The 20,805-nt window shown below is 43.1% G+C and carries 22 protein-coding genes and 1 pseudogene; 9 read left to right on the plus strand and 14 right to left on the minus strand.

Annotation, left to right across the window (positions count from 1 at the left end; all coding sequences use genetic code 11):
* Positions 1 to 85: 85 nt before the first annotated feature.
* Both AC07VD_RS02790 and AC07VD_RS02795 read left to right on the plus strand, forming a co-directional pair.
* A pseudogene (locus AC07VD_RS02790) lies at positions 86 to 1,399 on the plus strand (sensor histidine kinase); the annotation flags it as partial.
* A gap of 177 nt (positions 1,400 to 1,576) precedes the next feature.
* Positions 1,577 to 2,548: a histidine kinase gene (locus tag AC07VD_RS02795; RefSeq protein WP_254149902.1), complete on the plus strand. Its 972-nt coding sequence runs from the start codon at positions 1,577 to 1,579 to the stop codon at positions 2,546 to 2,548.
* A gap of 46 nt (positions 2,549 to 2,594) precedes the next feature.
* On the opposite strand, the gene mscL is transcribed toward AC07VD_RS02795, so the two are convergent.
* Both mscL and fabZ read right to left on the minus strand, forming a co-directional pair.
* Positions 2,595 to 2,990: a large conductance mechanosensitive channel protein MscL gene (mscL, locus tag AC07VD_RS02800; RefSeq protein WP_021445844.1), complete on the minus strand. Its 396-nt coding sequence runs from the start codon at positions 2,988 to 2,990 to the stop codon at positions 2,595 to 2,597.
* Positions 2,991 to 3,062: 72 nt separating this feature from the next.
* Positions 3,063 to 3,488, minus strand: a complete 426-nt coding sequence (gene fabZ / locus AC07VD_RS02805; protein ID WP_494721561.1) for a 3-hydroxyacyl-ACP dehydratase FabZ — start codon at positions 3,486 to 3,488, stop codon at positions 3,063 to 3,065.
* A gap of 191 nt (positions 3,489 to 3,679) precedes the next feature.
* On the opposite strand from fabZ, the gene rapD reads away from it, so the two are divergent.
* Positions 3,680 to 4,744, plus strand: coding sequence for an aspartate phosphatase RapD (gene rapD, locus AC07VD_RS02810; protein WP_014481149.1), 1,065 nt, complete (start codon positions 3,680 to 3,682; stop codon positions 4,742 to 4,744).
* Positions 4,745 to 4,766: 22 nt separating this feature from the next.
* On the opposite strand, the gene flhP is transcribed toward rapD, so the two are convergent.
* The 5 genes from flhP to AC07VD_RS02835 form a co-directional block, all read right to left on the minus strand.
* Positions 4,767 to 5,576 carry a flagellar hook-basal body complex protein FlhP gene (gene flhP, locus AC07VD_RS02815; RefSeq protein WP_119899871.1) on the minus strand — a complete coding sequence of 270 codons (810 nt, stop codon included), beginning with the start codon at positions 5,574 to 5,576 and terminating at the stop codon, positions 4,767 to 4,769.
* 32 nt (positions 5,577 to 5,608) lie between these two features.
* Positions 5,609 to 6,421, minus strand: coding sequence for a flagellar hook-basal body complex protein FlhO (gene flhO, locus AC07VD_RS02820; RefSeq protein ID WP_015251036.1), 813 nt, complete (start codon positions 6,419 to 6,421; stop codon positions 5,609 to 5,611).
* Between the two features lie 163 nt (positions 6,422 to 6,584).
* Positions 6,585 to 7,586, minus strand: a complete 1,002-nt coding sequence (gene mbl / locus AC07VD_RS02825) for a cell shape-determining protein Mbl (RefSeq protein ID WP_003227776.1) — start codon at positions 7,584 to 7,586, stop codon at positions 6,585 to 6,587.
* A 165-nt stretch (positions 7,587 to 7,751) separates the two neighbouring features.
* On the minus strand, positions 7,752 to 8,033 hold the full coding sequence (gene spoIIID / locus AC07VD_RS02830) for a sporulation transcriptional regulator SpoIIID (RefSeq protein WP_003221804.1): 282 nt from the start codon (positions 8,031 to 8,033) through the stop codon (positions 7,752 to 7,754).
* Positions 8,034 to 8,047: 14 nt separating this feature from the next.
* The gene (locus tag AC07VD_RS02835) at positions 8,048 to 8,158 is read right to left on the minus strand and encodes a protein usd (protein WP_010886628.1); all 111 of its coding nucleotides are present in this window, start codon (positions 8,156 to 8,158) and stop codon (positions 8,048 to 8,050) included.
* A gap of 224 nt (positions 8,159 to 8,382) precedes the next feature.
* Between AC07VD_RS02835 and AC07VD_RS02840 the strand changes: the two genes are divergently transcribed.
* The 3 genes from AC07VD_RS02840 to AC07VD_RS02850 all read left to right on the plus strand — a co-directional run bounded on the left by AC07VD_RS02840 (position 8,383) and on the right by AC07VD_RS02850 (position 10,703).
* Positions 8,383 to 8,796: a MarR family winged helix-turn-helix transcriptional regulator gene (locus AC07VD_RS02840; protein WP_003227771.1), complete on the plus strand. Its 414-nt coding sequence runs from the start codon at positions 8,383 to 8,385 to the stop codon at positions 8,794 to 8,796.
* Positions 8,797 to 8,817: 21 nt separating this feature from the next.
* The gene (locus AC07VD_RS02845; RefSeq protein ID WP_187001940.1) at positions 8,818 to 10,008 is read left to right on the plus strand and encodes an MFS transporter; all 1,191 of its coding nucleotides are present in this window, start codon (positions 8,818 to 8,820) and stop codon (positions 10,006 to 10,008) included.
* 410 nt (positions 10,009 to 10,418) lie between these two features.
* The gene (locus tag AC07VD_RS02850) at positions 10,419 to 10,703 is read left to right on the plus strand and encodes an LCI fold-containing protein (protein ID WP_041521437.1); all 285 of its coding nucleotides are present in this window, start codon (positions 10,419 to 10,421) and stop codon (positions 10,701 to 10,703) included.
* Between the two features lie 250 nt (positions 10,704 to 10,953).
* On the opposite strand, the gene AC07VD_RS02855 is transcribed toward AC07VD_RS02850, so the two are convergent.
* The 5 genes from AC07VD_RS02855 to AC07VD_RS02875 form a co-directional block, all read right to left on the minus strand.
* The gene (locus AC07VD_RS02855) at positions 10,954 to 12,360 is read right to left on the minus strand and encodes a right-handed parallel beta-helix repeat-containing protein (protein ID WP_494721560.1); all 1,407 of its coding nucleotides are present in this window, start codon (positions 12,358 to 12,360) and stop codon (positions 10,954 to 10,956) included.
* A 104-nt stretch (positions 12,361 to 12,464) separates the two neighbouring features.
* Positions 12,465 to 13,937 (minus strand): allantoin permease, encoded by a 1,473-nt coding sequence (gene pucI, locus AC07VD_RS02860; RefSeq protein WP_217017194.1) that lies wholly within the window; start codon positions 13,935 to 13,937, stop codon positions 12,465 to 12,467.
* Between the two features lie 178 nt (positions 13,938 to 14,115).
* Positions 14,116 to 15,474, minus strand: a complete 1,359-nt coding sequence (locus AC07VD_RS02865; RefSeq protein WP_014481154.1) for an MFS transporter — start codon at positions 15,472 to 15,474, stop codon at positions 14,116 to 14,118.
* Positions 15,474 to 16,043, minus strand: coding sequence for a hydrolase (locus AC07VD_RS02870; RefSeq protein ID WP_015251033.1), 570 nt, complete (start codon positions 16,041 to 16,043; stop codon positions 15,474 to 15,476). The genes AC07VD_RS02865 and AC07VD_RS02870 overlap by 1 nt, the downstream gene beginning before the upstream one ends.
* Before the next feature lie 183 nt (positions 16,044 to 16,226).
* Complete coding sequence (locus AC07VD_RS02875) at positions 16,227 to 16,691, minus strand: hypothetical protein (RefSeq protein ID WP_494721559.1); 465 nt, start codon at positions 16,689 to 16,691, stop codon at positions 16,227 to 16,229.
* A 281-nt stretch (positions 16,692 to 16,972) separates the two neighbouring features.
* On the opposite strand from AC07VD_RS02875, the gene amtB reads away from it, so the two are divergent.
* The 3 genes from amtB (at position 16,973) to bcrC (ending at position 19,310) form a co-directional block, all read left to right on the plus strand.
* A complete protein-coding gene (gene amtB, locus AC07VD_RS02880) occupies positions 16,973 to 18,187 on the plus strand; it encodes an ammonium transporter AmtB (RefSeq protein ID WP_349611336.1) in 1,215 nt (404 codons plus the stop codon).
* A gap of 11 nt (positions 18,188 to 18,198) precedes the next feature.
* The gene (locus AC07VD_RS02885) at positions 18,199 to 18,549 is read left to right on the plus strand and encodes a P-II family nitrogen regulator (protein ID WP_003221829.1); all 351 of its coding nucleotides are present in this window, start codon (positions 18,199 to 18,201) and stop codon (positions 18,547 to 18,549) included.
* A gap of 179 nt (positions 18,550 to 18,728) precedes the next feature.
* The gene (gene bcrC, locus AC07VD_RS02890; protein ID WP_003243362.1) at positions 18,729 to 19,310 is read left to right on the plus strand and encodes an undecaprenyl-diphosphate phosphatase BcrC; all 582 of its coding nucleotides are present in this window, start codon (positions 18,729 to 18,731) and stop codon (positions 19,308 to 19,310) included.
* Positions 19,311 to 19,350: 40 nt separating this feature from the next.
* On the opposite strand, the gene AC07VD_RS02895 is transcribed toward bcrC, so the two are convergent.
* Together AC07VD_RS02895 and spoIIQ are read right to left on the minus strand one after the other, a co-directional pair.
* Entirely contained in the window at positions 19,351 to 19,773 is a 423-nt protein-coding gene (locus AC07VD_RS02895; protein WP_494721558.1) for a VanZ family protein, read from the minus strand.
* A gap of 110 nt (positions 19,774 to 19,883) precedes the next feature.
* On the minus strand, positions 19,884 to 20,756 hold the full coding sequence (gene spoIIQ, locus AC07VD_RS02900; RefSeq protein ID WP_014481160.1) for a stage II sporulation protein SpoIIQ: 873 nt from the start codon (positions 20,754 to 20,756) through the stop codon (positions 19,884 to 19,886).
* Positions 20,757 to 20,805: the final 49 nt, after the last annotated feature.

Genomic DNA, 20,805 nt, shown 5'->3' on the forward strand with positions numbered 1-20,805 from the left:
ATGGGGAATCGCAAAGCCAATTACTTTTGGCACCCAGGAACAAATAGTGCGGGAAAATAAAATTTCCTTTCTTAATGATACAATCATGATTACAGCTTTTTTCATTACCGGATTATATTTTCTGGGCTTTTTCCTGCAAAGAAAAAAAGATAAACATTTGTTGTTTTTTTCTGTTATGTGTCTTCTGTTTTCGTTCATTATTCTGATGATCGGAAAAGAGCGGATTATATTTCTCCTCTATCCGTCAATTTCATTTTCACTGCTAAATTCATTGAGGGCCATCTCTACAGTGCTCGTCAGCATTGCCGTTTTTCTCTATCTCTTTTTTGCTTACAGAGAGATTGTTTCAAAGCGTTTTATTCGCATTGCCACTGTTTCTTCCGGGCTGGTCTTAGTCACAGATTTTTTAACCGTGGGTTTTATCGGCCATGCCTCGTACATCTTACATTCTGTGCTAGCGGTCTCGACTCTGGTTTATATTACATATATTTTTACGATTGCTGCGATCCGCAAAATGGAAGGAAGTCTGTATCTGACCATCGCCTCTATATCAATGAGTGCTTTTGTCATTTTAACCACCATTTCAGCTTATAGCGGCAAAACAGCCTTTTCCTTTAATTCGATTTATTCATTGCCAACAGTTATCGCTTTGCTGGCGATCGTTCTGCTGATGGCGCAGCAATTTGCCGGGGCATTCCGTGAAAATGAAGTGCTGTCGTGGAAATTGCTCAGAATTGACCGGCTAAAGGATGAATTTATTGCCAAAACATCACATGAATTCAAAACACCGCTGAACAGCATCATTAATATATGCCAGACCCTGCTGGCCGGCAAAGGAAAAAGAACGATAGAAGAAGAGAAAGAAAACATGCAGCTCGTCATCCGCATGGGCTACAGGCTGTCCAATCTGGTAAATGACATCCTGGATTTAGAAAAAATAAAGCAAGGCATGCTTCAAATCCACCCGGTTCCTGTTGATATTTATACTTTAGTTTGTTCGGAAATGAATTTCTACAACCTCTTATCGAGACATAAAAACTTAAATATCATGAACCATATCCCAGACGATCTTCCTCTGGTGCTCGCAGATGAAAACCGCTTCCGCCAAATATTAACCAATTTAGTAGACAATGCAATCAAATATACAACAGAGGGCCAAATCACACTTTCTGCTTCAAGACTGAACGATAACATGATCAAAGTGACAGTAACGGATACGGGAAGCGGCATTTCAGAAGCTGATCGCCAAACCATCTTTGAGTCTTTTCAGCAAGCCGAAACGAATAAAGACGATGGTGCCGGTCTTGGCCTCAGCATTGTCAAACAGCTGGTTCAGCTCCAAAACGGAGATATTTGGGTCGAATCAGAAGAAGGAAAAGGTTCTGCATTCCATTTCACCTTGCCGACCGCCCAAAATGAATCTGTCTCTGAAACAAAAAAACGTCTTCCTGAATTACAATCCGAGAGAGATCTATCAGATATCTCATTTAGCACGCCTTATTACTCTGAGAGTATTGACGCTCCAACCATTCTGATTGTCGATGATAACATTGACAGTTTAAAAATTTTAAACGATATGCTTGAAGGTGTGCCCTACAATGTGATTGCTGCGAAGAACGGAAAGGAAGCATTAGAAATCATCTCTTGCACAAAGCTTGATTTGGTTATTTTGGACTTGATGATGCCGGATATGACTGGTTTCGAAGTCTGTATGAAAATTCGCGAACGATTCAGCATGGTTGATCTTCCGGTTCTGATCATTACAGCTGCCATTATCGGCCATGACAAATACAAGGCTTTTCATGCCGGAGCGAATGACATTTTGCAAAAACCCTATCATTACTCTGAATTTATGGCGCGTATTCAAAACCTGATCATGATGAAACATACAGCAAATCAAGCCACAAGAATGGAAATGGCGTTTCTCCAGTCGCAAATCAAGCCTCATTTTCTTTATAATGTATTAAACACGATTATTTCTCTCACTCATTTGGATATTGAAAAGGCCCGGGAGGTAACAGAGGAATTTACCAACTATCTAAGAATGAGTTTTGACTTTCAAAATACATCAGCCATCAGTTCCTTCAGACATGAGCTTTCGATTATCAATTCCTATCTTTCTATAGAAAAGACGCGATTCGGTAATCGGCTTGAGGTTCTTTTCGATATAGATGAAGACATTGACTTTATCCTTCCGCCTTTAATGATTCAGCCCTTGGTGGAAAATGCCGTTCTTCACGGTGTCAGCAAGAAAAGAGGCGGAGGATGGATCAAACTGACAGCTAAAAAACAAAGCAAAAATGAGTATTACATCAATGTAGAGGATAACGGTGCCGGGATAACTCCCGAAAAACAAAAAGATCTCTTATCCGCGGATTTCGATCGCAGCGTCGGATTGAAAAATATCAATCAGCGGCTGAAACATTTTTGCGGAAGCGAGTTGATGATCAGCAGCACTCCGGATGCAGGCACCTCTGTCTCAATGCTCATTCATCTCGCTGAAACAACAGAAAGCCCTGCAGAACTGAAGGACATAGAACAAACCTAAACGAAAATTGAGATAAAAAAAGACGCCGTTTCTAACGGCATCTTTTTTATTCCGGCGACTTTGCTTGCTGCTTCAGCAGGTCTCTGATTTCTTTCAGCAGCTCCTCCTGCGCATCCACCGCTTCCTCCGCAGCCTCTTCTTCTGCTGCTTCTTTTTTGCGCCTTAACCCATTCAAAGTCCGAATGACGATAAAAATGGAGAACGATATAATTAAGAAGTTCACAATCGTCTGTATAAAGCTGCCATACTTCACTACAGCATCGCCAAACGTAAACGACAGGCCTGAAAAGTCAAGCCCTCCCAGCAGCAAACCGACCAAAGGCATAATGATATCATTTACTAGAGATGTGACGATCTTTCCGAAAGCGCCGCCTATCACAACACCAATCGCAAGGTCTACGATATTCCCCCTCATGGCAAAGGCTTTAAATTCATTCCACATACAATCACCTGCTTTTCTATATTTGTAAAGAAAAAAAGACAAATGTGCCGCTGGCCATCTGCCTTTTTTCAATTATTCTCCGAGGGCAAAAGTCAGTTCTACTTCGCAAACGACTTCGCCATCAACTGTGGCAACGCCTTTTCCGCGCCCGATTGTGCCGCGGGCACGAATGATTTCAACCTCAAGGTGAAGCTGGTCACCAGGCTTGACTTGTTTTTTAAAGCGGCAGTTATCAATGCCTGCAAAAAAAGCCAGTCTGCCGCGGTTTTCTTCTTTAATCAACATCGCAACAGCTCCGACTTGAGCGAGTGCTTCTACGATTAATACGCCGGGCATAACTGGGTACTGAGGAAAATGTCCGTTAAAGAACTCTTCATTAGCGGTTACATTTTTATAGCCTTTTGCCCGTTTGCCCTCATCAACTTCCGTAATCCGATCCACAAGCAAAAACGGATAACGGTGAGGAATAATTTCTTTAATTTGCTGAGTATCAAGCATTGTCTTGACATCTCCTTCATCTGCATTAGTATGTATAGCAATCATCAAAGATCCAATCTGTACATTTGAAAAGTATATTATGAATTAATCTCTTTTTCAACCGCGCTAAAATGTAACCAACTGTCAATGAGAGCCGTCAAAAGTTATGATATGATAATTATAGATTTTACCAATAGCAAAGAGGTAGGAAAATGATTTCGAAGTTTATTGAAAAAAGAATGCTAAACATGTTAGACGAGTGGTATTCCGCAATGAGCAAACGCAAAATGAATCACGTTTGCACACTGAAAGAGAAAATTGATCAGCACCTTCCAAAGATCAAAAAGAACACAAAACTTTGGATGCGTTATCAATTGTTTCAGGCCCGCCATCAGCTGCTTTTTGAAAACCAGAACGGACTCGATTCATTGTTCGATGACCTATATGGCCTGGAAGACAAAATGGATGATGAATTGAAATATTATCTGTATTTTTTCTCTGGGTTATATGAGATGGTAAAAACAGCTCCGAAACATGCAGTACATCATTTTAAAAAAGCTGAACAGTACCTGGCCGCCATTCAAAATACGTTTGAAGCCGCTGATTTATATTATCAAACCGCCGGCGCCTATTACTTGATGAAATCACCGCCGCTTTCCATCCAATACGTCAAAAAAGCATTACACATCTATTTGCACCAATTCGGCTATATCAAAAAGGTAATCACCTGTAAACTTTTGCTCGCCGTGAATTATATTGATCAAGAACGCTATGAAAAAGCTGAACAGCTTTTCAAAGAAATCATTAAGAAAACTCAGCAACTACATGACGAAAACCTGCTATGCCACGCTTATTATAACCTTGGCTTTTTAAAAGCGACCGAGAAAAAAGACCAGGAAGCGCTTCTTTACTTTAGAAAAGTATTAAAGAATCAAGAATTTGAAATGAATTCACCAGTCTCATATCTTCATTGTGTGTACGAGTCTGTCAGAGCGCTTTTTAAAACAGGAAACATCACAGAAGCTAAAGCCGTCCTTCAAAAAGGAAAAGAATTATCTGAAAAGGTAGACATTCAAACCATTTATTTAAAATTAAAAACGCTTGAAGCCCTCTACACCTCAGTGGAAGATCCCTATGAGCAGCTGCTCGAATATGTGCTTGAATTAGAAAAAATCGAGGCGTGGGTGGATTTAGAAGTGCTGTTAGAAGATATTACGGAATACTACAAAAAAAAGGACGATTTCGAAAAAGCCGCTTTTTTTATCATGCGCGGCTGATTGAAAAACGCCCATTTTCTTATTATCTGACTGAATTGATTAAACCGAGCATTTGATCTCCCATTGTGATCGTTCTGCTGTTCAGCTGATATGAACGCTGGGACGTGATCAAATCTGTCATTTGTTCTGAAATATCGACATTGGACATCTCAAGTGAGCCCTGCTGCATGCCGATGTTTTGTCTATTAGCGCCGTTCAGCTCTTCAAAAGCTGCCGCATTATCAATAGAGAAAAGGTTATCCCCTTCCGATTTCAGCTCTTGAGGGTTATTCACTTGGACAACGCCAAGATTAAACCGCTGAACCGCGTTTCCGTCAGATGCGGTTAAGGTGCCGTTCTTATTGATGGTGATATTCTTCATTGAGCTGTCGATGTTCACTGTATTGCCGTTCTCATCAAGTACGGGATACCCATTTCCAGTGACGAGCTGCAGCTGGTTGGCATTATTGGCTGAAGGCGTTAAATATAATGCTCCGTCTCTCGTATACTGGCGGTTTCCATTTACATTTACCTGAAGATACTGGTATGGAGACGTAAATGCGATATCCAGATCGCGATCCGTCTTCTGAATGCTACCTTGATCAGAGACAAGGCGTGAATTCATCATCGCTCCGACGCCAAGGCGCAAGCCGGGCGGCGTTTTTCGGGCTTTTGCCACTTCCTCGTTTTTTTCATCAACCTGATCGAATTGCTGTCTGACAAGCTCAGAAAAATTCGTATCTTTTGCCTTATAGCCGGTTGTGTTGCTGTTTGAAAGGTTGCTGCTGATTGTGTCAATCTGCTGCTGCAGCTGGTTTAAGGTTGTTGATGCCGTTAGCATTGACCTGAGCATAGTTGATATCCCCCGTTTTTTCTTCCGTTATCTTAAATTTTTCCGATTTCATTTGCTGCTTTATCCATACTTTTATCGTAAGCCTGAATAACCTTCTGATTAGCCTCAAACGATCTGTACGCTTCAGTCATTTCTGTATAGGCGCTTGTCACATCCACGTTTGAAAGCTCTGAGACGCCTTGTTTTAATGAATAGGATACCTGATTATTTCCGGCTGCGCTTGGCAGATCATTACCGTCCGCCGTGCTGTACAAATCATTTCCGTCCCGTTTGAGATTGCGGACATCTTCCGCCATTCTGACATCAATCTGGCCGGCTGTGCGTCCGTTCGTTGTCACAGTACCGTTTTCAGACACAGTGAAATTCTCATTATCAACAGTGATTGGCTGGCGATCCGTCGATAAAATAGGGCGTCCGTTGATCGTCAGCTGGTTGTTCTCATTTAGTGAAAATGTGCTGCTTTTTGAATAACGGATTCCATCCGCTGTTTGAACCGGATAAAAAAGAGCAGCTTTTTCATTGGTTTCCGCATTCATCGGAACTTGATTTTCGATCAATGCAATGTCTGTAGGCTGATCTGTGGACTTCAGGCTTCCCTGTGTGAAGAGAGGCTTGAGCTCCTGCATATATACTCCGGTATTCACGGAACCGATTTCCGTCCTCGATGTCCCGGCCGGAGATTTTGATTCTATTCTGCTGAGCAGCATCTCAGGGAACGCGCGCATCGAGCCTTGATCAGCTTTATATCCTGATGTATTTGCGTTAGCAATATTATTTGAAAGCATTTCCGTTCTTCGCTGCTGGGCAATCATTGCGGATGTTGCTGTATATAATCCTTTTAACAAATTTCCCACCTCTAAAAATGGCATTTTTTCCAGTTGTCATATAGGAACGTTCGTTCTATAATAAAAACTCAGTATTTTATCCTATTATCGTCATTTAACATCTTTTCGTGAAGGCTTTTTCATAAAAAAACCTCATTCTTTTTGCAGAATGAGGTTTGTGAAATCAGCTTAGTTTGCGTTTAGGAAGCTTGTCCATATTATCAAGCATGACACCTGTGCCGATGGCTACGCAATCCATAGGATTTTCAGCAACGAGGACCGGTACCTTCAGCTCTTCAGCAAGCAGCTGGTCAAGGCCGTTTAAGAGCGCGCCTCCGCCGGTAATAATAACGCCGCGGTCAATAATATCAGCAGAAAGTTCAGGCGGTGTTCTTTCGAGCACTTGTTTCGCAGCCTGAACAATAACAGCGACAGATTCACGAAGGGCTTCTTCAACTTCTTTACTGTTTACTGTAATTGTTCTTGGAAGACCGGAAACCATGTCCCGTCCGCGAATGGAAATTTCCTCGTGACGTGCGTCTGGGAAAACAGTTGCGACTTTAATCTTAATATCCTCCGCAGTACGTTCGCCGATCAGCAGCTTGTACTCGCGTTTGATATAATTTAAGATTTCCATGTCAAACTTGTCCCCAGCCATTTTAATAGAAGAGGAGGTGACAATATCGCCCATTGAAATAACCGCGATATCCGTCGTCCCGCCTCCGATGTCTACAACCATGTTACCGCTTGGCTGGAATATTTCCATACCCGCGCCGATAGCGGCAACTTTAGGTTCTTCTTCAAGGTACACATGTTTCCCGCCGCTTTTTTCTGCAGCTTCTTTAATTGCTTTTTGCTCAACGGATGTAATATTCGTCGGGCAGCAAATGAGCATGCGCGGCTTTGAGAACAGGCCTTTTACATTCAGCTTGTTAATAAAATGTTTCAGCATTGCTTCTGTTACTTCAAAGTCAGCAATAACTCCGTCTTTCAGCGGGCGAATCGCAACAATATTCCCAGGTGTACGTCCAACCATTCGTCTTGCCTCTTCGCCAACCGCCAGCACTTTGCCGCTGTTTTTATCAAGTGCAACAACGGAAGGTTCATTCAGAACAATTCCTTTACCTTTAACATGGATCAGTACATTTGCAGTACCGAGGTCAATACCAATATCCCTTGCAAACATCTATTTATATCCTCCTTGAAAATCTGTTTCACAGTAAATATCCACATTGTGCCCTAATTATATATATTATCATAAAATATAGAAAAAAAGTTGGAAGCACAATAAGTTCTTTACAAATTTTTGCGGATGTTTTATGAACGATTTCAAGAAGGCAATGCCAGGTGATTACGATTGCTGAACAGGCTCTCCTTCGAGAATTTCATCTTTTTTATATTTGAGCTTTGTCGCTTCTCCTCCTCTTAAATGCCTGATGGATTTATGATAATCGAGTATTTCTTTCACTTCGTTTGCCAAGTCGGGGTTAATTTCAGGCAGACGCTCTGTTAAATCCTTGTGTACTGTACTTTTGGAAACACCAAATTCCTTCGCAATGACACGAACGGTTTTCTTTGTCTCCACGATGTACTTCCCTATCTTGATTGTTCGCTCTTTGATGTAATCGTGCACACCACTCGACCTCCCTAAAATGGATGTGAGAAGTGTGAAATGAGATCCGTATTCTGTAAAGAGTCGTTCATTATGCCGCTTCTTCGTTGTATGGTTTTAAAAGTAAGTTTGTGAAATATGCCCACGATCCCTCACCTCAAACACTCTCTTTGTTAGGTTTGTAACAGTGTATTAGCATTCTTTTGGGAATATGCTAAAAACTCAATAAGGACGAGGGGTGAAACGAACTTTTTCAGATTCAGCAAACTATTTCGCGTCACTAAATTTTCACCTTTACAACTATCGATCGCTCCTGTAAAATGAAATAAGCAATTAGTTACTTAGGTAAGTTTTTTAGAAGGAGACCGACATGTCCTACGTCAACAGACACCTCATTCATCAAATCAACCAAAGCGCCCGCCTGATTGCCAAGAAAGCCAATGAACAGCTAGAGCCATTCGGCCTTTATTCATCCCAATGGTCAGTTTTATATTGTTTGCGTACGATCGGACCAATGACTCAAAAAGAGATTTGGTCCTATTTAAATGTGGAAGCGCCGACTGTGACTCGGACGATCAAACGCCTGGAGGAGAACGGCTGGGTTCAGAGACGGCAAGGTGAAGACAAACGGGAAAAACTTGTTGTCCTCACAAAAGAAGCCGAGAAAAAATACGAAGAAATCAATGTGAAAATGCTGAAATTCGAGGAAGAGCTGCTTGCTGATTTCCGGGATGAAGATAAAGAAGCTTTTTCTCATTTATTCCGCATGTTTTTACAACAATGAAAATAAGGAAGTGACATACATTTGAAAAAAGCGGATGCGATATGGACCAAGGATTTTATTATGGTCCTGCTTGTCAATTTATTTGTGTTTGTGTTCTTTTATACATTTTTAACTGTATTGCCGATCTACACGCTGCAAGAGCTTGGCGGTACAGAATCACAAGGCGGGCTTTTAATCAGCCTGTTCCTTCTGTCTGCGATCATTACACGGCCTTTCTCCGGAGCCATCGTTGAGCGTTTCGGGAAGAAAAGAATGGCGATTGTATCAATGGCGCTCTTCGCCCTATCATCTTTTCTGTATATGCCGATTCATAACTTTTCCCTGCTACTCGGATTGCGGTTCTTCCAAGGAATTTGGTTCAGCATTTTAACGACTGTTACAGGTGCAATTGCCGCTGATATTATTCCAGCCAAACGGCGCGGTGAAGGGCTTGGATACTTTGCCATGTCTATGAACCTCGCTATGGCGATCGGGCCTTTCCTTGGTCTGAATTTGATGAGAATGGTAAGCTTTCCTGTATTCTTTACAGCCTTTGCGCTGTTTATGGTTGCGGGCTTACTTGTTTCGTTCTTGATAAAAGTGCCGCAAAGTAAGGACAGCGGTACGACTGTATTCCGTTTTGCGTTCTCGGATATGTTTGAAAAGGGCGCACTCAAAATTGCGACGGTCGGTTTGTTTATTTCTTTCTGTTATTCAACAGTCACATCATATCTGTCTGTATTCGCCAAATCAGTTGACCTTTCGGATATCAGCGGATATTTCTTTGTTTGTTTTGCGGTGACAATGATGATTGCACGCCCGTTCACAGGGAAATTGTTCGACAAAGTCGGACCGGGCATTGTCATTTATCCATCAATCCTGATTTTCTCTGTTGGACTCTGCATGCTGTCCTTCACACATAGCGGCTTAATGCTTCTGCTTTCAGGGGCGGTTATCGGTCTTGGCTACGGATCAATCGTTCCTTGCATGCAAACATTGGCGATTCAGAAATCTCCGGCTCACCGCTCCGGTTTTGCGACGGCAACGTTCTTTACCTTCTTTGACAGCGGAATTGCTGTAGGATCGTATGTATTCGGATTGTTTGTAGCATCTGCCGGCTTCTCTGCCATTTATTTAACAGCGGGGCTGTTCGTTTTAATTGCTCTGCTTCTCTACACGTGGAGCCAGAAAAAACCTGCTGAGGCTGAAGGAAAAGTGTCTATTGCAGAATAACTTGTCAGACTGCCGGGAAATCCCGGCAGTCTTTTTTCCATTAAAACACGGCGCCCTCTTAGAGAACGCCGCCAGCCTGAGGCAGCTATGGTGCTCCCTTTTTTCATGTCATAATAATTGAGATTCTTCAACACTAAATTAGCTTGTTAGAAACATATGTACTTTGAGAGAAAACACTTCTGACTCCTTCGTATCACTTCATTCAGAACCGTGACAATATGATTTACGTTCAAACTAAACTAAATCCTGTAAATTATTTTATAAGTGATAGAATCAATAAGTGAAACGGTGAGTATTGATTTATTAAAATTCCTTTTTATTACAAAATAGTATTTAAGACCCTTCCGATAGAGGGTTATCCCTCTTATAATTAAGATGTATTACAAAATTTGGGAATGGAGATGATTCACATGAAATTGAGAAGGACAATTACTGGAGTTGCTTTATCTTTAGGATTGCTTTTACCTGTTTCTGGACAAGCTCTTGCTATAAATGATTCAACGGATGGGGATATGCGTACGAAGGCTACTTCAATTGTAGATTGTTCTATAACTCCATTTAAAGGCGCAAGTAATAGATTATGTATGTATTCAGATAATGGCGCTTTTGCAAATAGTTTTGATCGTTTTGGTACTACATTTTACTTTAAAGGCAAAGCTGGAAATTATGCATATTATGAAAGTGCAAGTAGATAAGACAACGGGGGCTTTTAGCCCCTCAGACTGAGAGAACATCTCGACAAGAGCGCAGCTTTGCAGCATGGGTTTCGCTACGGCCGATTGAGGGAAAAACAAAACGTAAGTGGCAAGTTCTTCTCCCATCTGCATGTCAGAACATGAAAAAGTTCATTCATCATACATGAGCTAAAAATAAAAAAATTGTAGAAAAACATGAGTTTCACTACAATCTGACGGCGCTCTCTTAGAGAACGCCGCTTATGGCATATTATTCAATGACTTTCCGCGCAGGTGAATCAGGATCTAACGAAAAATCATAGGACGCTTCATCACGAAACATCGGGTCGGCATAAATGGATTGCTGATCGTTTTTTGTTGCTTTTCGATACGACGAAAATGAATCATATTCTTTCTTTTTCCACATCCATATGCCGTCTTGATCCGCTTCCTTGTGGTACACGTTATGATTGACCGTATTTCCTTCATTTTCTGTAAAATCGTTTCCGATAAATAATCTGGAATCACCGGCCGTCAATATATTCTTTTCAATTGTGTTGTTTTTCGTATCGTACTGCAGCAGCAGCTGTCCGCCGTACAGTCCCTTTGTGTCATTCCGGTACATAATATTGCGGGCAATCAGAGAATTGCTGGTGCCGCCCCGCTTTTTGTCATATCCTCCGATTGAAATACCGGTGTACGCATTGTTGTACACTTTGTTGTCAGTGATCTGAATGGCATTTGCATACTTTCCTTTGTGTTCAGACGTTGCTTCAATCCCAATATCGTTATCGTAAACTGTGTTATTCTTAATTTCGATCTTGTGTCCTCCATCGACATAAATCCCGCCCGCTGAGTATTCATCTCCATAAGCAGGATTGCCGTAAGTCGAGTTTTGATAAACTGTATTGTTTTCTACGATTCCGTTTCGCACGTAATCGTTTTTATCCGCGGTTCCCTCATAACCAATTAGATCGATCCCGATGTTGTTATTGTTGCGGACCAGATTGCCTGCAACAGTGAAGCCGTCGATATTACCGTTCAGCACAACTGCTTCACTCGCTCCAAGCGTCAGTTTCTCAACTGTATTGTCCTCGATTTGGATGTCTTTCATGCTGCCAGTCCCATAAACTGCGATTCCGTGAGCATTTCCTTCATCCGCAGTTGTCTTAATACCCCGGATGTGATTATCCTTAATGGCGATATGACTGCTGGACCCTGATACATAAATCCCTATAGCAGTTGCTTCCTCAGATGAAACAGAAAGATCTTGAATTGTTAAACCGCTGATGGCAATGTCATGTTTATCGTGAATACGAATAAGCGGTGTTTCATATTCAGCGTCCGTAACGGATTCACCGCTAATCACGACGTTTTCATTTTCATAGTTTCGGAATGTGATAGGCTTTCCGTCCGTACCGCTGTGCTTTACATCAAGGGTCTCACGATACGTGCCCTCCCGAATCATGACAGTTGTGCCGGCAGCAGCCTTCTCAGATGCGTGTGCCAATGTACGAAACGGCTTTTCTTTTGTTCCTTCATTTTGATCACTGCCATTTGGCGAAACATACAGATAATCCCCAGATCCTTCCTCATTCGCTTTTGTCTTATCATAAACGAAAGCGAGGATGACAGACGTTAAAACACCCGCCAAAAGAATAAAATACCATTTTCTCATTTTCGATTCCCATTTCGTTTTAGAATAGATTTCTAAAACAATTATAAATGTTCTATTTATGGAAAACCATTCAAAAATATGAAAATATACCGTCTAAATAGATCTTATTCAGCCTGGCTGACCCGCGCATGTTCAACCGTTTCAATTGCCAATGATGCAGGCGGGTGAACACGCATCAGAACAATGTAGAAAAGAAAGGAGATTAGCACACCTACAAACCAAGAAATATCGTATAAGCTTTTCAATGCAGGAACATACATGCCAATCAGCGAAATCAGCGCTCCTAACATTGTGGCTGCAAACGCACGGTAATTGTAGCCCTTCCAATACACATACCGTCCTGTTTCGGAATACAGGTCATCTACCGAGAGCTCACGTTTGCGAATGATAAAATAGTCGGCCATCATCACGCCTGCCACCGGTCCAAGCATGCCGCCTATTAAGCCAAGAAACGCATACACGCTTGTCGCGCTCTCCATCAGCTTCCATGGAACCGTAAATAAAGCGAGCAACGCTGTGATAAAGCTGCCACGTTTGAAATTGATATATTTCGGCAGGGCATTCGCTATATCATAAGCGGGCGATACGATGTTCGCCGCGACATTTACAGAGATCGTGGCGATGCAGAGTGTGATCACGGACAAGACGATGACATAAGGGTTATCAAACCGCGCCAAAATATCGACAACATCCCAAATCGGCTCTCCGAACGCGACCTGCGAGCCGGAGGTCACCGTAATACTTGCGAATGCGAAAAGCGCAAACGTTCCCGGCAAGCCGTAAAATTGTCCTTTGATTTGCTCTTTTTGTGTTTTAGCAAACCGTGTAAAATCAGGTATATTTAAGATCAATGTCGCCCAGATGCCGATGATGCCAGTAACTCCGGCAGCAAACGGCCAAAATGTTTCTGAAAATGTATGGAACTTTCCTGGCTGAGAGTATATCGGCCCCAATCCTCCGGCAATATCGACGGCCCACCATACCATGCCGCCAAATACCAGATACACTAAAGGCCCTGCCCACACCTCAAAACGTTTAATCGACTCCATGCCGTGATGCAATACGAGTAAATGAATGGCCCAAAAGAATACAAAGGAAAGCAAACCAGACAAGTGAATGCCGAGGATGTTCCACTCGCCGCCAATTCCCCCCCAGCCTGGCCACATATTCAAAAGCAAAATGTTCAGTGCCGTGCTGCCCGCAAAGGTCTGGATGCCAAGCCACATGATCGCTGTAAACGCCCTCAGAAGCGCCGGGATATTTGCGCCGTATATCCCATAAGAAGCCCGGATGATCACTGGAAACGGCAGCCCGTATTTTGTCCCCGCATGGCCGTTTAAGGCAAGAGCCCCAAATAAGATAAGCGATGCCGTAATAATGATCGCCAGCACCTGCCAAGGCGAAAGGCCGATCGCAATTAATCCTCCCACGGTCGCGTAGGTCGGTATGTTATGTATACATCCCATCCAAATGGAGGCAAAGTTCATTGCTTTCCACGTCCGTTTTTCCTGTCCCAAAGGCACCAGATCTTCATTGCTCAGCCTGTTGGATTGCTGCTGACTCTCTTTTAATTTCATAGCCGGCTCCCCTTTCCATATTGTCTATATGTCATCACGTTATGTTTTTTGACATTAGATGTCACTTAATATAACTGAAGAGTCAGACAATAACACTGGCTATGATATACAATTTTCCCGTTTGTATTTGAACAGCTTAAACAAGAAAAAGAGACAGACCTCAGAGCCCGTCTCTTTCTCAAGATGCAGTTTTCATTAATGCAGCAAATCTCACAGCCATTAACAGGCTTGCTCCGCCCGCTATGATCATAATGATTCCCATCATATCAAAATGGGCTGCCGTGATTTCTTTACCAAAAAGAATGCCAAGGATCACCGAAGACAAAATCGATCCTAGGTAACGGCAGGTTTGAAACAGGCCTGAAGTCGTTCCTACCATGTTGGAAGGACTCGTTTTCAGCATCGCTGCCTGAAGCGCGACATTTCCCAGTCCGTAGCCTATACCCAAGAGCGATAGAATGAGGCCTTTCCCAATGGTCTCGACATTGATAAAAAAGATGGTTAAGAGCACGGCTCCAGCCGTCATCAAAAGCGCTCCCGCAAAGATCGGCTTGACGACACCAGATCGGTCGATCCATTTGCCGGTTAGAGGTGACACAACGATGCTCATTCCAGACATAAACAGCATAAACAGGCCGCTCGTTTGAACAGAAAGATGCATTTCATCCTGAAAGTAACTTGGCAAACCAAAAAATAAACAATAGAAGAAAACATTCAATAAAATAAACTGAACATACACGGCTGACAGGTTTCGCTGTGTTTTAAACAGACGGACATCAATAAACGGCTTATCCGTTTTCAGCTCGCGCCAGACAAACGCACAGAGCAGAAGCAAGCCAAGCACACCTTCAACCGCATGCGGCGACGTGCTGAACGACAGCAAAAAGGATAGAAGGAAAATGATTCCCCCGGCAAATAAAACAATTCCAAGAATGTCGAGCTGCTGAATAATGGTTTTGATTCCTGCCCCTTTTTTCTGATCTTTTGGGAACATATACAGGCCCAATAAGAAGCTGAGGATTATAAACGGCAAATTAACGATAAAGATCGCCGGCCAGCCTCCCCATACAATCAAAAACCCGCCGACTGTCGGCCCCAGCGCCGTCATGGCGGACGCAAAAATAGAGAGTACAGCCAAGGCTGAAGCTTGGCGCTCATGAATATGATTCCGAATCAAGCCGACACCTGACGGATAAATCGCACTGCTCCCCACCGATTGAAACAGCCGCATGACCAATAATGTCATAAACGTCGGCGCAAACGGCGCCCCGATGGCAGAAACCGCAACAAGAATAAGCCCGAATAAAAACAAGCGTTTCCGCCCAATCAAATCACCGAGCTTTCCCGTAACCGGCTGCGCTACGGCACTCGCCAAGTAAAACGAGGAAATCAGCCAGGAAACCGTTGTAAACGAGAGGTGAAACTCATGCTGGATGCTATGGAGCGCAAGAGAGATCATAGACGAGTTCAGCGGATTCAGCATTGTTCCCGAAGCCACCGCTGTTAAAAAAACAGCCCGGCTTTTTTTCGACAACATCATTTCACTTGTTCCAGAAACTCTTCCGTTGTCCGCGATTTACCGATTCTCGGGAAAATAAAGCGCAGTGTGGCTTCATGCTCTTCATCGCTAAATGTGGACATGGCATCTGTAATAAAAATCTGCTGATAGCCTAGCTGAAATGCCTCCCGTGCTGTGCTTTCCACCCCGATATTCGTTGCGATGCCGCACAATACAATCGTATCAATGCCGCGACGTCTCAGCTGCAAGTCTAAATCTGTGCCAAAAAAAGCACCCCATTGCCGTTTTGTCACAGTATAATCGCCATCCTGCACACCGATTTCCGGAACAAATTCGGCCCAGTCCGCCGGCATTTTCCCTGAACCTCCCTGCGCAGGCTCATCCGTTTGCGGCTTCAGGGCGTCCGCTCCATCATGAAAGGCTACATTTACAAAGCTGATGAACCCGTTATGTTTCCGAAATTCATCTACGAGCTTTTTCGCGTTCGGGACAACCTGGCCGCTTTGATCAATCGGCACAATTCCCTTTTGTAAATCAATGATAACCAATGCTGTTTTTTGAAAATCAATGTTGAGTGTATTCATCATACGTCTCCTCCTGATACTGTTAGTGTTTCTCACATTGCATATTTTACTCTTCACACTGCCTAAGTTCTTTTATGATGCTTGTGAAATTCTCAGAAGGAGCGTTTTCTCATGATTTTTCTTTTATGTAGTAGTAACAGGTTGTGCATACGAACAAACCGGCAAGCACAGTAATCATAAGGGGCGTCATCGCTTCATCACCTGCCTGCTGTCTATCGGTTCCTGCCTGAAAATGCCCATGAATTTGCGGCGGTCCATCCAAAGCAGAATAAGACACATAACCATTAATATCGTGCTAAGATCCTGCACGCCAATATCAAAACAATAGTTAATCAAGACGATGTTCACAATAATGGGCATAAAAATAACCGCCCCTAATGCAGCCGTTCGCGGAATCAGTAATAAAACAGCTGCCAGGATTTCACCAAAACCTATAAACAGTTCATAGACATGAGAATAACCGAAAAATGTCCACGCGATCGTAAACCCCTTCCCGGCAGCCGGCTCGATTTCAGGCGTCACCTCGCCAAACTGGCCAATTACCACTTTCGCCAGACCGTACACGAAAAAATTAAAGGCTAAAAACAATCGGAACGTCGCGGGAATCGACTTGCGTACCGCTTTCCTCAGCCTGCCGCCTTTATTCATCATACATCCCCCTCAGTGTATTATTTGATGTAGTACACTTAATACAGTATAGAGTATTCTAATTAATGTCAATTCCCTTTTCAGCTCATATGAATAGCTTCTTTTATAGATACAAAGTCTTATATCGCAAAAAATGCCATTCTCCTTCCTTTCCGTCCCTCGATAACATTCCTTAAAAACCATGTCAGGAAATCTTACATGAAAATGTTTTATCATTCTTTTTTCTCTATAATGAAGAAATATAATAATTGCTTTTTATTCTGAAAGATACGGAGGAATGAGACATGCAAATGGGCGATACAGTTTTTATGTTCTTTTGCGCTTTACTCGTGTGGCTGATGACCCCGGGATTAGCGTTATTTTATGGAGGAATGGTAAAGAGCAAAAATGTGCTGAGCACTGCCATGCACAGTTTCTCTTCCATTGCCATCGTTTCCATCGTTTGGGTGCTGTTCGGATATACACTTGCCTTCGCACCAGGCAATTCAATCATCGGCGGGCTGGAGTGGGCAGGCCTCAAAGGGGTCGGATTTGATCCGGGAGATTACAGCGATACCATTCCCCACTCGTTATTTATGATGTTCCAAATGACGTTCGCCGTTCTGACTACAGCGATTATTTCCGGGGCTTTCGCAGAGCGGATGCGATTCGGCGCTTTTCTTTTATTCTCGGTTTTATGGGCCTCTTTGGTTTACACACCCGTAGCGCACTGGGTATGGGGCGGCGGCTGGATCGGCCAGCTTGGAGCGCTCGATTTCGCTGGCGGCAATGTTGTTCATATTTCCTCCGGTGTGGCAGGACTTGTTCTTGCCATTGTGCTCGGCAAACGGAAAGACGGCACAGCGTCTTCTCCGCATAACCTCATTTACACCTTCTTAGGAGGAGCTTTGATTTGGTTCGGCTGGTTCGGCTTTAACGTCGGCAGCGCTTTGACTTTAGATGGTGTAGCCATGTACGCGTTCATCAACACAAACACCGCGGCTGCAGCCGGAATCGTCGGCTGGATCTTAGTAGAATGGCTCATTAACAAAAAACCGACAATGCTCGGAGCGGTATCTGGCGCAATCGCCGGACTTGTCGCCATTACGCCGGCTGCCGGATTTGTCACACCGTTCGCTTCTATTATTATCGGCATCATCGGCGGAGCTGTTTGTTTCTGGGGAGTATTCTCGCTTAAAAAGAAATTCGGATACGACGACGCGCTTGACGCCTTTGGCCTGCACGGGATCGGCGGCACATGGGGCGGAATCGCAACAGGATTATTCGCAACAACCTCTGTTAACTCAGCGGGCGCAGATGGGTTATTTTACGGTGATGCAAGCTTAATCTGGAAACAAATCGTCGCCATCGCCGCCACTTATGTTTTTGTATTTATTGTCACTTTCGTTATTATTAAAATTGTAAGCCTCTTCCTTCCCCTTCGCGCAACCGAAGAAGAAGAGTCACTTGGGCTTGACTTAACGATGCACGGGGAAAAAGCATATCAAGATTCTATGTGAGGAGTGACGCTATGAGCGGTCAAATGTTCAAGGTAGAAATTGTAACGCGTCCGGCAAATTTTGAAAAGCTGAAGCAGGAACTCGGAAAAATCGGAGTGACCTCTCTGACTTTCTCCAATGTACACGGCTGCGGCCTTCAAAAAGCACATACGGAGCTCTATCGAGGGGTAAAAATAGAAAGCAATGTATACGAGCGTTTAAAAATAGAAATTGTGGTCAGCAAGGTTCCTGTTGATCAAGTGACTGAGACCGCTAAAAGGGTGCTGAAAACGGGATCACCAGGTGACGGTAAAATATTTGTCTATGAAATCAGCAATACGATCAACATCCGCACAGGCGAAGAAGGACCTGAAGCACTTTAATATCGGTACGAGATTCGGACACTCCGGATCTCTTTTTTGTGCACATAATCCCCCCAGAAACCGCGATTCCTCTTCGAATTCTCTTCAAGCGCCGTTATTTCAGACAATCTCTATTTTTATTTGAAACTTTTCATGAGTAAGATTAGTCTACTAAATATAAAAATGTAAAAGGTGATTATTTGAACTACGAAATTTTTAAAGCAATCCATGGACTATCTCATCACAATTCGGTTCTCGATTCCATTATGGTCTTCATCACGGAATATGCCATTGTCGCCTATGCCCTTATCCTATTGGCAATCTGGCTGTTTGGGAACACACAAAGCAGAAAACATGTGCTATACGCAGGCATCACAGGAATTGCAGGCCTTGTGATCAACTATTTGATTACGCTTGTTTATTTCGAACCGCGCCCGTTCGTTGCGCATACAGTGCATACACTGATTCCGCATGCTGCGGATGCTTCATTTCCAAGTGACCACACGACAGGTGCATTAGCGATTTCTATTGCGATGCTTTTCAGAAACCGCAAAATCGGCTGGCCGCTTGTCATTTTTGGGCTTTTGACAGGCTTTTCGAGAATTTGGGTGGGACATCACTATCCGGTAGATGTATTGGGCAGCCTCGTTGTCGCCATCATTATCGGGTTCCTTTTCTTTAGATTTTCAGATCTGCTTCGCCCGTTCGTCGATTTGGTCGTGAGGATCTATGAAGCTATTATCAATAAACTGACGAAAAAACCAACCGATCAAAATTTCTAAGAAAGACAAAAGCCGGCGTCTTTAACCAAGACAGCCGGCTTTAATATTTCTCATACATCTCTTGTTTTCTTCGCTTCGCCAACACATATAAACCATAAAACAATCCAATACCAACAGCATCGATAAGCACATCCCGAATACAACCGTTCCTGCTGAAGAAGAGCTGAAGAACTTCTGTAAAAAAAGCAAACGCAAATGAGCCGGCTGAAGCTGATCTTATGCTGCCCCGCTGTTTCCACAGCAAATATGTCAGCACAAAGAAGGAAAACGCATGTCCGATTTTTTGAATAAACGCTTCAGGGACAGTAAGCTCAGTAAAATCCATAACTAAAAATTGAGACAGATCAGGGTGCGGCTGAAAATGAAAAGCCACCATTTGCGATACGACCATGCCGCTGAAGCTTTCCGTACAGACAGAAAGCAGGATAAAAAAGATCCAGCCTGCGAGCAATAGGCGGTTCATGACATAACCTCCTTTATAACGTACGTGCCTACATGTAACTACATAGACGGTAAAACAAAGCAAAAAGTAACAGAAAAAAACGCCCATCACAAGGATAGACGTTTTCTTCATTAAGACTGTTCAGTGTCTTCTGTTGTGCTGCTTTCTTTGGAACCAGATTTGTCAGTTGAATCATCCTTTTTCTCACCGGATTTTTCTTCTGTTCCTTTTTCAGTTGATCCGTCCTTTTTCTCGGAAGATTGCTGAATTGATTCTTCTGTTTCTTGGGTGGCAGCTTTTTCTTCAGCAGCTGCTGCTTTTTCAATAGAAGAAACTGGTTTGTCCATAAAGTTTAACGGATTCATTGCGACCCCATCTTTACGGATTTCAAAGTGCACGTGGTTTCCGCTGTCTTCACTGTAAAGGTTCTTGCCAGATTTTCCGATCACTTGATTTTGTTTTACTTTGTCACCTTGCTCAACGCTTACTTCGGAAAGAGATTGATACACAGTCGATAAACCGTCGGCATGTTCTACTTCCACAACATATCCCAGCACTGGATCTTTTTCAGCTTTAACAACCGTACCGCTCAGAGAAGCAGAGACATCGAAATCTTTCCCGTCTTTCTCAGCTAAGTCAATTCCTTTGCTTAGGCTGTACGTGTTATTATAGGTAACGAGTGCTGCTTCTTTCTCTTCTTTTGCGGCATCGGTTTCATAGAACTTTTTCACAACAGAAACGTTTTCAGAATCAACAACCGGCATTGCGACATTTTCCATTGACTTTCCTACTTCAACTGCATCGTCGTTGTTGTCATATGCGGAGTTTCCGCCGTTATCAGCCAACTGATCCTTTACCTCATCATTTGATACTGATTGATACCAAAGGACAGCTGTTAAAATGACGGCCGCACTGACTAAGTAAATTGCAGGGAACACCCAGCGTTTACGAAAAAACTGCTGAAGTTTTTTGACTTGAGAAGTTTTCTTTTCTTCCTCTCTCATTGTTTCATCACCTCAGCAACATTCTGAACACTTTTCTGAAAATATATAC

It is taken from the genome of Bacillus sp. GW821-FHT01G09 (genome assembly GCF_059422205.1).